18 protein-coding genes and 1 riboswitch are annotated in these 16565 nt (G+C 35.4%); of the genes, 12 read left to right on the top strand and 6 right to left on the bottom strand.

The window, feature by feature from the left end; genetic code table 11:
* Positions 1–104 precede the first annotated feature (104 nt).
* The 10 genes from YWA_RS0103645 to YWA_RS0103600 all read left to right on the top strand — a co-directional run bounded on the left by YWA_RS0103645 (position 105) and on the right by YWA_RS0103600 (position 7584).
* Positions 105–1085, top strand: coding sequence for a carbon-nitrogen hydrolase family protein (locus YWA_RS0103645; protein ID WP_022827138.1), 981 nt, complete (start codon positions 105–107; stop codon positions 1083–1085).
* 57 nt (positions 1086–1142) lie between these two features.
* On the top strand, positions 1143–2252 hold the full coding sequence (locus tag YWA_RS0103640; protein ID WP_022827137.1) for a cupin domain-containing protein: 1110 nt from the start codon (positions 1143–1145) through the stop codon (positions 2250–2252).
* A gap of 15 nt (positions 2253–2267) precedes the next feature.
* On the top strand, positions 2268–3446 hold the full coding sequence (locus tag YWA_RS0103635; RefSeq protein ID WP_022827136.1) for a retropepsin-like aspartic protease: 1179 nt from the start codon (positions 2268–2270) through the stop codon (positions 3444–3446).
* A gap of 11 nt (positions 3447–3457) precedes the next feature.
* Positions 3458–3643 (top strand): hypothetical protein, encoded by a 186-nt coding sequence (locus YWA_RS0103630; protein ID WP_022827135.1) that lies wholly within the window; start codon positions 3458–3460, stop codon positions 3641–3643.
* 3 nt (positions 3644–3646) lie between these two features.
* Positions 3647–4555 carry a fumarylacetoacetate hydrolase family protein gene (locus tag YWA_RS0103625; RefSeq protein ID WP_022827134.1) on the top strand — a complete coding sequence of 303 codons (909 nt, stop codon included), beginning with the start codon at positions 3647–3649 and terminating at the stop codon, positions 4553–4555.
* Between the two features lie 79 nt (positions 4556–4634).
* Positions 4635–5387 carry a maleate cis-trans isomerase family protein gene (locus YWA_RS0103620; RefSeq protein ID WP_022827133.1) on the top strand — a complete coding sequence of 251 codons (753 nt, stop codon included), beginning with the start codon at positions 4635–4637 and terminating at the stop codon, positions 5385–5387.
* A gap of 149 nt (positions 5388–5536) precedes the next feature.
* Positions 5537–6454, top strand: a complete 918-nt coding sequence (locus tag YWA_RS0103615; protein ID WP_022827132.1) for a DnaJ C-terminal domain-containing protein — start codon at positions 5537–5539, stop codon at positions 6452–6454.
* A gap of 2 nt (positions 6455–6456) precedes the next feature.
* Complete coding sequence (locus YWA_RS0103610) at positions 6457–6747, top strand: chaperone modulator CbpM (RefSeq protein ID WP_022827131.1); 291 nt, start codon at positions 6457–6459, stop codon at positions 6745–6747.
* A gap of 94 nt (positions 6748–6841) precedes the next feature.
* Positions 6842–7273 carry an SRPBCC domain-containing protein gene (locus tag YWA_RS0103605; RefSeq protein WP_022827130.1) on the top strand — a complete coding sequence of 144 codons (432 nt, stop codon included), beginning with the start codon at positions 6842–6844 and terminating at the stop codon, positions 7271–7273.
* Positions 7274–7389: 116 nt separating this feature from the next.
* Positions 7390–7584 (top strand): hypothetical protein, encoded by a 195-nt coding sequence (locus YWA_RS0103600; RefSeq protein WP_022827129.1) that lies wholly within the window; start codon positions 7390–7392, stop codon positions 7582–7584.
* 32 nt (positions 7585–7616) lie between these two features.
* On the opposite strand, the gene YWA_RS0103595 is transcribed toward YWA_RS0103600, so the two are convergent.
* The 4 genes from YWA_RS0103595 to YWA_RS0103580 all read right to left on the bottom strand — a co-directional run bounded on the left by YWA_RS0103595 (position 7617) and on the right by YWA_RS0103580 (position 12654).
* Entirely contained in the window at positions 7617–8003 is a 387-nt protein-coding gene (locus YWA_RS0103595) for an acyl-CoA thioesterase (protein ID WP_022827128.1), read from the bottom strand.
* 2 nt (positions 8004–8005) lie between these two features.
* Positions 8006–9016, bottom strand: a complete 1011-nt coding sequence (locus YWA_RS0103590) for a beta-ketoacyl-ACP synthase III (RefSeq protein WP_022827127.1) — start codon at positions 9014–9016, stop codon at positions 8006–8008.
* 138 nt (positions 9017–9154) lie between these two features.
* Positions 9155–9350, bottom strand: a riboswitch (cobalamin riboswitch).
* 125 nt (positions 9351–9475) lie between these two features.
* Complete coding sequence (locus YWA_RS0103585; RefSeq protein WP_022827126.1) at positions 9476–10516, bottom strand: PLP-dependent cysteine synthase family protein; 1041 nt, start codon at positions 10514–10516, stop codon at positions 9476–9478.
* 77 nt (positions 10517–10593) lie between these two features.
* Positions 10594–12654 carry a S9 family peptidase gene (locus tag YWA_RS0103580; RefSeq protein WP_026718551.1) on the bottom strand — a complete coding sequence of 687 codons (2061 nt, stop codon included), beginning with the start codon at positions 12652–12654 and terminating at the stop codon, positions 10594–10596.
* A gap of 145 nt (positions 12655–12799) precedes the next feature.
* On the opposite strand from YWA_RS0103580, the gene YWA_RS0103575 reads away from it, so the two are divergent.
* Both YWA_RS0103575 and YWA_RS0103570 read left to right on the top strand, forming a co-directional pair.
* On the top strand, positions 12800–13123 hold the full coding sequence (locus YWA_RS0103575; RefSeq protein ID WP_022827124.1) for a YbaB/EbfC family nucleoid-associated protein: 324 nt from the start codon (positions 12800–12802) through the stop codon (positions 13121–13123).
* A gap of 450 nt (positions 13124–13573) precedes the next feature.
* Positions 13574–14287, top strand: a complete 714-nt coding sequence (locus tag YWA_RS0103570) for an XAC2610-related protein (protein ID WP_157505295.1) — start codon at positions 13574–13576, stop codon at positions 14285–14287.
* A 240-nt stretch (positions 14288–14527) separates the two neighbouring features.
* Here YWA_RS0103570 and YWA_RS0103565 read toward each other — a convergent pair whose 3' ends face one another.
* Both YWA_RS0103565 and YWA_RS0103560 read right to left on the bottom strand, forming a co-directional pair.
* Positions 14528–15658 carry an IS91 family transposase gene (locus tag YWA_RS0103565; RefSeq protein ID WP_022827122.1) on the bottom strand — a complete coding sequence of 377 codons (1131 nt, stop codon included), beginning with the start codon at positions 15656–15658 and terminating at the stop codon, positions 14528–14530.
* Positions 15642–16556 (bottom strand): tyrosine-type recombinase/integrase, encoded by a 915-nt coding sequence (locus tag YWA_RS0103560; protein ID WP_026718550.1) that lies wholly within the window; start codon positions 16554–16556, stop codon positions 15642–15644. The genes YWA_RS0103565 and YWA_RS0103560 overlap by 17 nt, the downstream gene beginning before the upstream one ends.
* Positions 16557–16565 lie beyond the last annotated feature (9 nt).

Raw genomic sequence — 16565 nt, 5'->3', positions numbered from 1 at the left:
ATTACAAAGTATTTTATAATAGTATTATTTGCAATTTCAATCAGCACCTATTTAATTGTTTAGATTTTTCTAATTTCTTAAATCAGTGTTCCAAATAAAAAATAATGGAATTTAAAAAGTTCAAAGCAGCCACAGTTCAAACGTCTCCTGTTTTTTTAGATGTAGAAGCAACAATTGCTAAAGCCATCTCCTTTGTCAAAGAAGCGTCTGAAAATGGCGCCACTTTAATTGCTTTCCCAGAAGTTTTTATCGCAGGTTATCCGTATTGGAATTGGATTATGACACCTGTTCAAGGAAGTAAATGGTATGAAAAACTGTATAAATGTTCCGTTAAAGTTGAGGATGAAAGTATGAAACCTTTGTTTCAAGCGGCAATCGATTATAACTGTCATATCGTAATAGGAATCAATGAACGCGGCGACAGTTATGGGGAAATTTATAATACAAATCTAATTATCGACGATAAAGGAATCGTAATTGGAAAACACAGAAAGTTAGTGCCAACATGGGCCGAAAAACTAACTTGGACTTCGGGCGACGGTTCTTCATTAAAAGTATACGACACAGAAGTTGGACCTCTTGGAACTTTAGCTTGTGGCGAAAATACAAATACTTTAGCACGTTTCACCTTACTTTCTCAAGGCGAATTGGTTCACATTGCAAATTACATTTCACTTCCAGTTGCTCCACCAGATTACAACATGGCTGAAGCAATTAAGATTAGAGCTGCAGCACATTCTTTTGAAGGAAAACTTTTTACAATTGTTTCGTGCTCCACTATTTCTCAAGAAATTATGGACGCTTTAAAAGATGATGTTCCAAATGTAGAAGAATTATTGACTCGTAAAAATTCCGCTTTCTCTGGATTTATCGGTCCAAATGGCGCTGTAATTGGCGAACCATTAATTGACGAAGAAGGAATTGTCTATGCCGAAATTGATTTGGAAAAATGCATTCAGCCCAAACAAATGCACGATATTTTAGGTCATTACAATCGGTTCGATATTTTTGATTTACGAGTGAATGTCGCTCCTACTCGCAAAATTACTTTTGTAAATACCCATGAGGAGTTTAATAAGAGGTAACAATTCAACCTTTGTCAAAGTTTAAAACTTTGACAAAGGTTTTTTAATATAAAACACATGAACAACAACCATTCAGACGACCAAATAGGAAGAGCAAGAGTGCAAGACTCTCCGGAATTACAAGCATATTACAAAGATTTAGAATCGCTTGGAGCAGGTGCTTTGTGGACTGTTGCCAATGATATCGAACCATGGGAACCGCGAAGTTCTTCAGTTCCAATGTTGTGGAAATACGACAAGTTAAGAGATCTAGTTCTAAAATCGTCTGAATTAGTAACACCGGAACAAGCGGGACGTCGTGTTGTTTATTTGGTAAACGACAAAAGAAAAGACGTTTCGGCAGCTGTGGGTTGGTTATACACAGGAATTCAGGTAACGCGTCCTGGAGAAAGCACTTCGGCTCACCGACATAAAGCTTCGGCATTACGTTTCATTATGGAAGGTGAAGGCGGTTATACTGTGGTCAACGGAAACAAAATTACCTTTGAAGTAAATGATTTTGTGATTACGCCAAATTCTGCATGGCACGAGCATGGAGTTGATATTAATGGAAAAACTTGTATATGGCAAGACGGACTTGACATTCCTTTAGCTAACGCTTTGGAAGCAAATGATTATGCCGTTTTGGATGGAAAACAAGAGTTAAATGCGCCAGTTAATTACTCACCTATAACTTATGGATTATCAGGTCTTTTAGTTGCTGATAAAGTTTGGAAAGAAAGCTATTCTCCGCTATTCAAATTTGAATGGAAAAAAGTATATCCTGCACTTTTAGAAACAGCAAAAGTGAACGATTTAAATCCTTTTGACGGAATCATTATGCAGTATTCAAATCCATTAACGGGTGGCCATGTGATGCAAACAATGGGAGGTTCGATGCAATTATTACCGCCAAATTTTAAAGGAAAAGCACATAAGCATACGGGGTCATTTGTGTACCAATGTGCGAAAGGTTCGGGATACACAATAATTGACGGGAAAAGATTTGATTGGAAAGAAAGAGATATTTTCTGTGTTCCTTCATGGGCTTGGCACGAACACCACAATGATTCGGATTTAGAAGATGCTTGTTTATTCTCTTTTAATGATTTGCCTGTAATTGAGAAACTTGGTTTCTACCAAGATAAAGTTTATTCTGAAAATGGCGGACATCAAACGGTTTTGTAATTAAATCCTATCAGAATGAAGATCAAATTTGTTCTTTTCCTTATATTTTCTTGTTCCGAATTATTTTCTCAAAATATAAATTTTGATAAGGGTTTTATAAAAGAAAGAAATTATTTTGCAGAAATTGCATACGAGCTGATTAATGAGAAAATAATTGTACCCGTAGCTATAAATGGAAAAATTTATAAATTTTTATTAGATACAGGTGCACCAAATATAATTTCTACAAGAATATTTGAGGAATTAAATTTGGTTAAAATAAGTGCCGGTAAGATTAGTGATGCCAACAACGTACTACAATCAATGCAGGTCACTGAGATTCCCAGCATAAAAATCGGTACTTTAAATTTTGAAAAACAGCCCACATTAATTTATGACTTTGACAACAATACTTTGTTTAGCTGTTACCAGATCGATGGTATAATTGGAAGTAATTTATTGAGAAAATCAATTTTAAAAATTAATACAAGTCAACAAAAGATTTATATTACTAACAATGTTAAAAACGTAGAACCAAAGACAAAACCCACAAAGATTACATTAGTAGGAAGTCAAAAATCACCTTTAATGCAAGTTGGTTTCATTGGGAAAAACAATAAAAAAGCAAATGATATCGCGTTAATTGACACTGGAATGGACGGGTATTACGACATGTCTAATCGGGCATTTAATTATTTCGTCGAAAGTGAGATTTTTGAAACGGTTGCAAAAGCAGAAGGCGTTTCAGGAATAGGAATTTTTGGAGCAGGAACAGTTGCCACTCAAAGATTACTGAAAGCAGAAACTACAATTTTAAATAATACTTCAGTCAAAAATCTGCTGATTGAGACCACAGATGATACGAATTCACGAATTGGATTAGCATTTTTGAATCACGGCAATTTAATCATTGATTTTAGGCATAAAAACGCGTACTTTGAGGCAAGTGATACAATTGTTTTAGAAAATAACATACCAAAGTACACGCCTACAATTATAGACAACAAGTTTGTTGTTGGAATTGTTTGGGATGAAAATTTAGCAAAAAAAATGAGTCATGGTGATGAGATTATCAGCATTGACTCTCAAAAGCTGAGTAAAATGCCATTTTGTGACGTTTTAAATCTAGGAAAAGAACTTAAAAACAAAGAAAAAGTTACAATTGACTATCGGAATAAAGAGAATGAAATACGATCAATAGTAATTGAAAAATAAAACGACCAACTATGAACAATTTTAAACCACTTTTAGGATTTGTAATGGCAATTGGATTCCTGTTTCTCGGATTTTATTTAATCCAACAGGAGGAAAATTATAAAGTAATTTTTGGCTATATTTCAATTGTATTTTGGAGTGGTCTCCTACTTTTCACCGTTTATAAAAAAATTACAACTAAAAAAACAAACAACTAAAAAATGAAATTAGCTACTTATACTACAGCAGAGTCAGAACCACGATTGGGTTTTCTATCCAATAATTCCATCGTTGATATGGAAGATTTTGGAGACATCTCTAATTTTCCATTGCCAAACGATATGTTGGAATTGATTGACATGGGTTTTGAAGTCATTGCTGAAATCAATGATCTAATTGCAAATACTTCTAAAGAGGATTTGAAAGAAGTTTCTTATTCATTAGCAGAAATTACGCTTTTGGCACCAATTCAGAAGCCAAGAAAAAACATCATTGGAATTGGTTTAAATTTCACAGAACATATTGCTGAAAGTGCTAGAACTTTAGATACTACAGGAAAACTTCCTCAAAAACCAATTATTTTTTCAAAACCTCCAACGACGGTTACGGCTACAAATACAGATGTTTTATTAAATACAAAACTGACACAACAACTCGATTATGAAGTCGAATTAGCAGTGATAATGGGTAAAAAAGGAAAATACGTATCGGCTGAAAATGCGTTGGATTATGTATTTGGTTATTCGGTCATCAACGATATTTCTGCACGAGATTGCCGTCGCGAAGGACAATGGATTGTTTCAAAAGGACAAGATACATTCGCACCAATGGGACCATATTTAGTCACAAAAGATGAAATAGAAAATCCACATAATTTGAATTTGTCGCTAAAATTAAACGGCGTTCAAAAACAAAATTCAAATACAAAATTGATGCTGTTCAACATCAATGAATTAATCGAAGATTTAAGTACTGTTTTCACATTAGAAGCTGGTGATATAATTGCAACCGGAACTCCAGCAGGTGTTGGTGCTGGTCAAAATCCACAGCAATGGATGAGAGACGGCGATGTGATGGAAGCTACCGTAGAAGGTATTGGAACAATAGTAAACACCGTTAGAGAAATATAAATACAGAAAAGCAACACAGATATAAGAAATTAGCGAAATTTTTAGAATTTTTAAAATCTGTGTTCCAAAGAATAATACTATGACTAAAAAATATCGAATTGGACAAATCGTTCCCTCTTCAAACGTAACCATGGAAACCGAAATTCCGGCGATTTTTAGAAGTCGGGAATCCATTTTACCCGAGCGTTTTACATTCCATTCAAGCCGAATGCGAATGAAAAAAGTGACCAAGGAAGAACTTGAAGCCATGGACGCGATGAGTTTAAAATGTGCTCAAGAACTTTCAGACGCTCACGTGGATGTGATGGGTTATGCTTGTTTGGTAGCAATTATGAGCATGGGTCGCGGTTATCATTGCGTTTCTGAAGTAAATTTGCATCAGGAAACAGTTGCAAACGACTTCCCTACTCCAATCGTTACTTCAGCAGGAGCATTGATTAATGGATTAAAAGTTTTGGGAGCAAAACGAATCTCGATTATTACGCCTTACATGCGACCGCTAACCGATATGGTTGTGGATTATATCGAAAACCAAGGGATTGAAGTGAAAGAAAGTATTGCACTTGAAATTCCGGATAATCTTGAAGTTGCCGCACAAAACCCGATGAATTTATTAGAAATTTACAAGCAATTAGATCTGACAGGCATAGATGTTTTAGTGGTTTCCGCTTGTGTACAAATGCCCTCACTTGAAGCAATTGATTTGATTGAAAAAGAAATTGGAATTCCCGTCACTTCTGCAGCGGTTTGTACCACGTATGAAATGATGAAAAAACTCGGAATTGAAGCAAAATCGGCTATTGGCGGAAGTCTACTTTCAGGAAGGTATTAAATTTAAATCTAATTTTTTCATATCAAAAGGCAATTATGTATTTCTTAATTGCCTTTTTTTATTTCAATAAAGTATTTTAACACTGCTTTAAATTTCCATGGCTATAATTTTCCTTACCTTAACACTAATCAAATAACCTATTAAAAACTATGGAATTCATTGATTATTATAAAGTTTTGGGAATCACAAAAAGTGCCACCGATGCAGAAATAAAGAAAGCCTATCGGAAACTAGCACGAAAATTACATCCCGATTTAAATCCCGACGATAAAGAAGCCCAAGCCAAATTTCAGCAACTCAACGAAGCAAACGCCGTTTTAAGTAATGCCGAAAACAGAAAGAAATACGATAAGTACGGCAAGGATTGGGAACGCGGCGAAGAATACGAAAAATACCAGCAACAAAATCAAGGCCAACAAAGTAGACCATATGCAAATTCAGGTCAACAATCCTACGGGAATTATGAGGGTGAAGATTTTTCAGATTTCTTTTCTTCAATGTTTGGTCAAAGTGGCGGCCGCCAAAGTCAAAGAAGTCAAGGTCAATACAGAGGACAAGATTTTAACGCACAACTTCAAATTGACATTAAGGAAGCGTCGCAAACGCATAAAAAAGAACTTACTGTTAATGGAAAAAATATCAGGATTACCATTCCGGCAGGTATTGAAGACCAACAAACCATTAAAATCAAAGGTTTTGGGAGCGACGGACAAAATAACGGTCCAAAAGGAGATTTATACATAACCTTTTCGATTGTAAATAATACCGACTTTAAACGAGTAGGAAACGATTTGTATTTGAACTATGAATTGGATTTATACACTGCAGTTTTAGGAGGAGAAATTACCGTTTCTGATTTTACTAACGCAAAATTAAAATTGAAAGTTGTTGCGGGAACGCAAATTGGTACTAAAATTAGATTGAAAGGAAAAGGATTTCCAATTTATAAAAAAGAGGGTGAATTTGGAGATTTGTATGTAACCTATCAAATAAAAATTCCAACGACACTTACAGACAAAGAAAAAGAGTTATTTCAGGAATTAGCTCAAATTTCAAAAAAGAATTAATTATGGAAAATACAGAATTAATAATAGTTGAAGTTTTTTGTGCCGAATATCGAGTGGAACCAGCGTTGATTGAGGAACTAAATGAATTTGGTTTAATAGATTTTGTGCAAACCAATGGACAGAACTACATCCATTCAGATCATTTGAGACAAATAGAAAAAATCATTCAATTTCACAATGAACTAAACATCAATAAGGAAGGAATTGAAGTCATTCTTGATCTATTAGAGAGGATAAATACAGCTAATCAACACGCAAAATACTTACAAGATAAATTAAGATTGTACGAATAAATGAAATTTGGCACATTGCAAATCATTTTTAAATTAATAAAAATTGTAATTTCACACTGATTATTTTTTAACAGAGAATTTAAAACATCCTATTATGGAAGACCGAATTAAAGTTGTTGTTCAAACAGTTATTACTGTTCCTATAGAAAAAGTGTGGAACTACTGGACGGAACCAAGACACATCAAGAATTGGAATCATGCTTCGGAAGATTATTATTGTCCAGAAGCGAAAAATGACTTTAGAGAAAAAGGAAAATTCTCATACACAATGTCTGCAAAAGATGGGTCAAACAGCATTGATTTTAACGGAACTTACATTGATATAATAGAGGAAAAACTAATCAAATATGAACTACAGGATGGACGTATCGTTACAATTGTTTTTAGCAAACAAGGTAATGAGACTGAAATTATACATGCTTTTGAGGCAGAAGAAAGCAATTCAATTGAAGAGCAACAAAGCGGTTGGAATGCTATTTTAGAAAATTTTAAAAAATACTGCGAAAACCCGGAAACGGTTGAATAGACACAAAATTCCTCCATTGCGATGGATTATAGAAATTTCAAAACTTTAGAAAGTGATTTCGTAACAACAAACAGTGCATCGAGTAGTATCTTTAAATGAATTTAAAAACATAAGCTATGAAACCGACAAACCACAGTTCTCAAAATCAAAACAACAAAGGAAGTGATAACCGTAGTGACATGAGAAAGCACGAATACAAAGACCACGATGAAGTATTGACAAATGATGAAAATTACGATGTCGACACACAGAAATTCAAAGGTGAAAAACCCGACTTCGATGATAAATTGAATAACGAAGAAAAAAAATAAAACAAAATGCCTCAATTAAATTGAGGCATTTTTTATTTAATTACAGAAACTGGTTCTTTATTTTCGTTAAGTGCCACAAAAGTAAAAACGCCAGAAATGGCCTTCTCACGTTCCAAAGAATACATTTGCTCTACGTAAATATCTACATGAACTTTCAAACTTGTATTTCCTACATGTATCACTTTTCCAATTAATTCGGCAAAAGTTCCAGCTGGAATTGGTTTTTTAAAATCAATTCGGTCGCTACTAACGGTAACCATTCGTTGTCTGCTAAAGCGTGTGGCTGTAATGAATGCTACTTCATCCATCAATTGCATTGCAGTTCCTCCAAATAAGGTATCGTAATGATTGGTAGTATTTGGAAACACCGCTTTAAAAATATGCGTTTCTGATGCGTTAATTTTTTGTTCTAATGTCATAATTATATTATTTTTGAATGTAGTTTACCCCATTTTAAATACGTACTTCCATACGTAAATCCAGCTCCAAATGCGGTAATTAATAATTTGTCGCCTTCTTTAAAATCTTCTTTGAAATCCCATAAGCAAAGTGGAATTGTTGCCGCTGTTGTATTGCCATACTTCTGAATATTTACTTTCACTTTGTCCATCGGAAAATCTAAATGCTTACTAACCGCCTCGATAATTCTTAGATTTGCTTGATGCGGAATAATCCAGTCTATCATTGCAGTGTCCAATTGATTTCGCTCCATAATCTCACTACAAGTAGAAGTCATCCCTAAAATTGCATTTTTAAATACGTTTTTTCCGTCCTGTTGTATAAAGTGTTTTTTATCAGCCACCGTTACTAATGACGCAGGATAAAGCGAGCCTCCACCAGAAACGGATAAAGAGGAACTGCCTTTTCCGTCAACTTTAAACACATTGTCAATCAAACCACTACCATCCGATGAAGATTCTAATAAGACTGCTCCTGCTCCATCGCCAAAAAGCACACAAGTATTTCTATCTTCATAATTGACAATTGCACTCATTTGATCGGCACCTACGACTAATATTTTATGATAACGATTACTTTCAATAAAACTTGCACCAACAGATAATGCGTATAAAAATCCAGAGCAAGCGGCATTCAAGTCAAATCCCCATGCAATTGTTAATCCTGCTTTCTCACAAACTAAAGTGGCGGCTGGTGCTAAAATATGATCTGGCGTAGATGTGGCTAAAATTAGACAATCTATTGTTTTGGGGTCAACTCCCGATTCATGCAGAAGATCTTTAATTGCAAAAGCGGCCATATCAGAAGTAGCCAAAGTAATGTCGCTCAGAATCCGTCTTTCCTTAATTCCAGTTCGAGATGTGATCCACTCATCGCTAGTGTCTACATAACTTTCGAGCATTTTATTAGTCAAAATTGTGTCCGGAACATAGCCTCCTACTGCGGTAATGGTTGCATTTCTTTTGTGAATCATTCGTGATTAGAGTTGGTAGTTTTTAATTTTTAAAAAGTACTGACTTATTAAAAACACTTTAACGAATGAAAATAATTTATGTTACGAATAGATACACGTATCCCGTAAAATAAACCAATAACTCCAAATCGCGAAAGCATTGTCAAATAAAAAAAGGCAGGTCTCCTGACTTACAGCATTTTTATCGTCCTTCCCAAAAACAAAAAGTTGTTTTTCAGTGGATCTAATTGATAAAAACTATAAAGCTGATTACAGTTGCGCGACAGTTCGTGAATTAAACACGATTCCCTATTATCTTCGATAAAAACCGAAGACCTTTTTCTTGAGATAAATAAGCAAAGAACTTACCAACAAATATAGCCACAAACGCAGCACAGTCCATAACTATTTAACTTTTAGAATAAAAAAAAATACCGTTTCAAAGATTGAAACGGTATTTTATATATTAAAGTGATGGATCTATTTAATAAATTCAATTTTCTGAGCTTCCTCTAAATTAACGCTGTCAAAGAAACCTTGGTCGCTCATCCAGTCGTCACTGAATACTTTACTCATGTATCTTGAACCGTGATCAGGAAAAATTGCGACAACATTACTGTTTTTGTCAAATGCTCCTTCTTCCGCATATTGCCTGATAGCTTGTAAAACAGCACCCGACGTATAGCCTACGAACAACCCTTCTCTTTTAGCAATTTCTCTAGTGGCATGTGCACTTTGCTCATCAGAAACCTTCATGAATTGATCAATCAAATCAAAATCAGTAGCAGATGGAATTAAGTTTTTACCTAAACCTTCAATACGGTATGGATAAATTTCATCGTTGTCAAATTCTCTCGTTTCATGGTATTTTTTCAAAACCGAACCAAAAGCATCAACTCCTAAAATCTTTATGTTTGGATTTTTCTCTTTCAAATACTTTGCAGTACCTGATATTGTTCCTCCCGTTCCGCTACAAGCTACTAAATGTGTAATTTGGCCGCCTGTTTGCTCCCAAATTTCTGGACCCGTAGTTTTGTAATGGGCGTCAACATTCAACTGATTGAAGTATTGATTGATATAAATAGAACCTTTCGTTTCTTCGTGTAATCTTTTAGCAACATTGTAGTACGAACGATCATCGTCTGCCGAAACGTGAGCGGGACAAACATATACTTTAGCACCTAAACTGCGCAACATGTCAATTTTATCTTTCGATGATTTTGAACTTACGGCTAAAATGCAATTGTATCCTTTAATAATACTCACCATAGCTAAACTAAAACCCGTATTACCAGATGTAGTTTCTATGATGGTGTCTCCCGGCGAAAGAATGCCTCTTCGCTCTGCTTCTTCAATGATATATAATGCAATACGGTCTTTTGTGGAATGTCCTGGATTGAATGCTTCAACTTTAGCATAAAAATTACCTTCTAATTCTTCGGTAACTTTCTTAATTTTAATCAGTGGTGTATTACCAATTAACTCCAGAACATTATCGTAAGCTTTTATTTCCTCTTTCATAAAAAAATTGTTAGTCGAGGCATTTCAGTATTCGAAATCAACCTCAAAACGTTGCAAATTTAACAAAAAAAATCCAATTACTTGGTAATTCCTTCTAAATCTAATAAAAAAGCAAACTCTTTAGCAAGCTCTTTAAGTGCTTCAAATCGTCCTGAAGCCCCACCATGACCGGCATCCATGTTGGTATCAAGAAATAAAACATTTTTATCAGTTTTTGTGGCTCTCAATTTGGCAACCCATTTTGCTGGTTCAAAATATTGCACTTGCGAATCGTGTAATCCTGTAGAAACATACATGTTAGGATACGCTTGTGCCTTCACATTGTCATACGGAGAGTACGATCTCATGTAATCATACGATTCTTTTTCATTTGGATTTCCCCATTCGTCGTATTCGCCCGTAGTCAAAGGAATAGAATCATCTAACATCGTGGTCATTACGTCCACAAAAGGAACTTGAGCAATAACTCCGTTGTATAATTCTGGCGCCATATTTACAATCGCACCCATCAATAAACCTCCAGCAGAACCACCTTCAGCATACAAATGTTTAGGTGAAGTAAATTTCTGGTCAATTACAAATTTCGAACAGTCGATAAAATCAGTAAACGTATTTTTCTTTTTCAACAACTTTCCATTCTCGTACCACTCTCTTCCCAATTCCTCGCCTCCGCGAATATGTGCAATCGCATAAACAAATCCTCGGTCTAAAAGTGTCAAACGCGTTGAACTAAAATAAGGATCCATGCTTGCTCCGTAAGAACCGTAAGCATAAAGCAACAACGGATTCTTTCCATCTTTCTTAATTCCCTTTTTGTAAATTACAGAAATTGGAATTTTTGTTCCGTCAGTAGCAGTTGCCCAAAGACGTTCTTCCGTATAATTATTTTTGTCAAATTTCCCACCTAAAACAGACTGCTCTTTTTTAACTTCTTTCGTTTTAGTTTTCATATTGAAATCTATAATTGAAGAAGGAGTTCCCATCGACTGGTAACTGTAACGCAGAATATCCGTGTCAAAATCAACGTTTGTAGTTGGCGAAGCCGTGTACGTTTCAATTTCAAAAGGCAAATAATATTCGTCTTTTCCGCTCCAAGGCATGATGCGAATTTTACTCAAACCATTGCTACGTTCAGAAACAACTAGATAATCTTTAAAAATTTCAATATCTTCTACCAATACATCTTTACGGTGCGGAATCAAATCTTTCCAATTGTCCTTTGAAGTCGCATTTTCGGGCGTTTTCATTACTTTGAAATTCGTTGCTTTGTCTTTATTCGTTAAGATATAAAAACTGTCTCCATAATGAGAAATTGCATATTCTAAACCACGAAGTCTTGGTTGAAATACTTTAAAAGTTCCCGTTGGATCATCAGTCAATAAAGTCTGATACTCCGTCGTCAAAGTACTCCCCGACTCGATTACGATATATTTTTTAGATTTTTCTTTACCAATAGAAAGATTAAAAGTATCGTCTTTCTCTTCAAAAATTAACGGATCCTTTTTATCAGCCGTTCCTATTTGGTGACGGAATACTTTATCCGAACGCAATGTTTTTTTATCTTGGGTAACGTAGAAAAAAGTTTTGTTATCATTAGCCCAAACGCCACCGCCATCTACATTTTCAATTTTGTCCGCTAATAAATTTCCAGTTTCCAAGTCTTTTACTTGCATCGTGTAAATTCTACGTCCCACAACATCTGTTGAAAACAACGCCAATTTATTATCTGGACTGATGCTCATTCCACCTAAAGCGAAATAACTTTGTCCTTTTGCTAATTCGTTGCAGTCGAAAAGAATTTCATCTTTGGCGTCAAGCGAACCTTTTTTTCGCGAATAAATGGGGTAATCTTTTCCTGTTTCGTAACGGGTTAAATAGTAATATCCGTTTAAAAAGTACGGAACAGAAGAATCATCTTCTTTAATTCGGGACTTCATTTCGTCAAACAATTCTTTCTGAAGTGTTTGCGTATGAGCCGTCATTTTCTGGTAATACTCATTTTCTTTGTTCAAGTAATCAATCACTTCTGGATTTTCGCGGTCGTTAAGCCAATAGTAATTATCAATTCTAACATCGCCGAATTTTTCAAGTGTTTTCGGAATTATCTTTGCCACAGGAGGCTGTATATTTTCAGACATTTTTGAGTCGTTTTTTTTGTTGCACGAAGTTGCAAAAATAAAACAAAGACCAAGTAAAACAGGTACGTTTTTCATAAAATTAAAATATGTTATAACGATGCAATTTAATAAATTTGTACTCATATAAACTTTAAAATTATAAACAATGTTTGGAGACTTAATGGGAATGATGGGCAAACTGCAAGAAGCTCAGAAAAAAGTAGAAGAAACAAAGCAAAGATTAGATACTGTATTGATTGACGAGCAAAGTAGCGACGGGCTTTTTAAAGTTACCATCACTGCAAATCGCGCTATTAAATCAGTAAGTATTGATGATAGTTTATTGGAAGACAAAGAGCAATTAGAAGACTACTTTGTATTAGTTATGAACAAAGCAATCGAAAAAGCAACCGCAATTAACGAAGCAGAATTAGGTGCAGCAGCAAAAGATGGCATGCCGGAAATCCCTGGTATGGATATGTTTAAGTAGTGAGAATTATGATTTAAGAGTTATGATTTTATCATCATAGACCTTTGTCAAAGCTTAAAACTTTGATAAAGGTTTTTTTTATATTTCCAACTTCGGATTTAGTAATCGTCTTAATTTCTTAAAACACAGATTTAGAGTAGTTATAAATTCATAACTCATAATTTATTTTCTGGGGCGTGCCCTGTTTTGGTCTCGTTTTTAGGAACGATACCATAACAGGTCAGGCTGTTCGTTCCCGCTTTTATTGTCTCGTCCCAAAATACGAGACAATAAAGAGCTCCTCTTCCATCCTTCACGCAAGATGAGTTCTAAGGCTGGAGATTGTTTTTTAGAAATAATATTCTTGTGGAATTTAGTTTTGTAGTATAAGTATTTCAAATAATTACTTTTATTGATTTATTTCGAAATGTTTAAAATCTTGACTACTGTTAGAAAAAAATTAACGTATTTTTGAAATATAAAGCGAAACAAACCTCTGCATATAGAACTGACGTAAGACATGTTTGCGCAAGTTTGTTTCGCACATATGTAATTTACCTGACATTTCCGAAAAACGATATGAGACAACATTTATTTACATTAATTGCATTTGGCATTTTTAATTTCGGTAATGCTCAAAATTGTATTGACTTTCATCTATCAAAAACTTTTGATTTTGATATTTTGCTTAAATCTAAAGACCAAAATAACTTGGGTAAAGCTGAAATTATCATAAAAATATTTGATAAATGGAAAAAGATAAAAATCCAAACAATACATATTAAAAGTGAATTTATTTTGAAATCAAAAAGTTTCAAAGCATGTGAAAACAATAATTTATATTTATCAAATATGTTCTTAAAATCCAATGAAAATGACTTTGGAGATTTGATTGTTGCTGATTTTAATTTTGATGGAAAGGAAGATATTGCAATAAAACGTGAAGAAGGTGGAAATGGTGGTCCACTTTATAATTTTTACATTCAATCTGAAAATCAACAATTTATTCTTGATACATACTTGTCAACCGAAATGACTTACTTTCCAGATTACATAGACAGCGAAAAGAAAACTTTGCATGTATATGTTAGAATAGATAGTTTAACCGAAGAAGGAATTACATATTCTTACGCAGAAAATACTAAAAAGTGGAACGTGGAGAAAAAAGTAATGTACAGAAATTAGAAAAGAAACGTCAGGTAACAGCAAAGGCTTCGTTGCGTTCGGAGAACGAACAATGAAGCCTGTGTTGAACGGAACCGATTACATACCGTCAACACTTATGGAGTTATCGTAAAGCGTTTTGAAGAATATTACGAGGATTAATTATCCTCTTTTTTTATGCAGTAAAATCTGGTTCATTTTTTAGTGTTTACCTTTCCCGAAGTCTCGGGATTGCACACAAATGCCCTTACCCATTCCAAGTTAACTTTGATGGGACTTTGCCTTTTGGCTAACGCCAAGATACCAAGTCGGTGGACCTCTCGTGTCAAAAGCCAATATCGTATGCAGATTGCCTGTTTTGCAACATTGACACTTTCTGATTGTAGGTTCTTTATTGGGTTTGGCTACTAATTGAATTTTGAGTTTGCGTTGTAAATCTTTCAACTTTTGGCGTTTCCAAGTACTGCTCAAAAAACCGTAATGCCTTATTTTTACAAAGCGTTTGGGCAAAATATGCAACGCAAAACGACGGATAAATTCTCCATGTGAGAGCGTCATGTGCTTTTTAGTCTCGTTTTGCTTGTAATCTTTGTACTTAAATGTTACGTTTTCATTGTCAATGTTTTGGATTCGGTTGTTGCTTATAGCTATTTTATGAGTATATCTTCCCAAGTATTCCACCACAGAATGCGCATTTCCAAAAGGCTTTTTGGCAAAAACCACCCATTGTTTTTGCCAAAGTTGCTGTTGTAGTTTTACATAGTCCAGCGGACTCTTCTCTTTCAGTTTCTCACAATATTTCGCCCTAAAAACTTTGGACAAAGCCCTTACGGGAAACAAAAAATTGCCATCGCTTCGGATGTTTTGCCACTTGCCATTTTTGTCCACGCCACCGCCTGGAACAATGCAATGCAAGTGCGGATGCAGACTTAAATTCTGACCCCACGTGTGCAAAACGGCAATCATTCCGCTTTGAACGCCTTTGTTTTTACCAAAGGTTTTCAGGGTTTCCCAGGCCGATTCAAATAGCAAGTCGTACACCAATTTTGGATTGTGAATCGCTAAAGAATTAATGCTATCGGGAAGTGTAAAAACAACGTGGAAGTACGGTACTGGCAATAGTTCAGTGGTTCGAGCTTGTATCCAATCGTCTCGGTTTTTGCCTTGGCATTTGGGGCAATGACGGTTGCGGCACGAGTTATAACTGATGGAGATATTTCCGCAATCGTTACAAGCGTCAATGTGACCGCCTAAAGCCACGGTTCTGCATCTTTTTATGGCGGATAAAGTCCGCAATTGCCACGTGTTGAGTCCTAGATTTTCTACATTCTTACCAAGTTTCTCAAGTACATGGGCTACCTCATTTCGACTTCGCTCAATGCTCGTTTCCATTGGAACCGCATTGATCAAACAAAGTATCTAGCGGACTAAATGCTTTCTGGGTGTCGAGTTGAGCAATTTGCAAATACAGCATCGTAGTTTCAATATCCTCGTGTCCCAAGAGATTTTTTAAACTGATAATATCGAGTCCATCTTCGAGTAAATGCGTGGCAAACGTATGGCGAATCGTGTGTACACAAACATCTTTAGCGATTCCAGCGGCTTTGCAGGCTTGCTTTACCGCCCATTGAACGCCTCTTGCAGAATATCGAGAGTCAAAGTCGCCTCCAGCTCGGCCAACAGGTTGGCCATTGAACAAATACGTTTTGGGTTTTTCGGCGTCAATGTAGATTTTTAGACCCCGAATTAAGTGTTTTGAAAGTGGCACATAACGGTCTTTCTTGCCTTTTCCTTGCACTACTTTGAGTTGTAAACGATCAAAATCCAAGTCCTGCAAACGAATTGCACGAACTTCTCCACAACGCAAACCACAACCATACAAAAGTCCGATAAGGACTTTGTGTTTAAGCAATTGACAGCTTTTAAGAAGTCGCCAAACTTCTTCTTTACTGAGAACCGTTGGTAGTTTTTTCTCGTGTTTAATGGAAGGTAAATGCAGAAATTCATACGGCAATCCTTCGGACTTGAGCATAAATCGAAGTCCGTAAACGGTATGTTTAAAATACGTTTGTGAAGGCGTTTTGGAACGCTTTTGGAGCATATACAAGTATTCTTGGACTTGCTCTACATCCAATTCGGTTGGAATTTTTCCAAAGTGTAATGCTATTGCCGCTACATGTTGGGCATAATTCCTGTAGGTACTTTCGCTCCTGCCTAAAATGGACATCGCTCGTTTAAATCGGTGGAGTAATTCTTCAAATTCAGGAACTTGAGCAACGGCTCGACTCAGAATTGTGTT

Source organism: Flavobacterium antarcticum DSM 19726 (genome assembly GCF_000419685.1).
GTDB classification, from domain to species: domain Bacteria; phylum Bacteroidota; class Bacteroidia; order Flavobacteriales; family Flavobacteriaceae; genus Flavobacterium; species Flavobacterium antarcticum.
The sequence above is the reverse complement of the archived record's forward strand: the minus strand, read 5'-3'. Positions and strand labels throughout refer to the sequence as shown.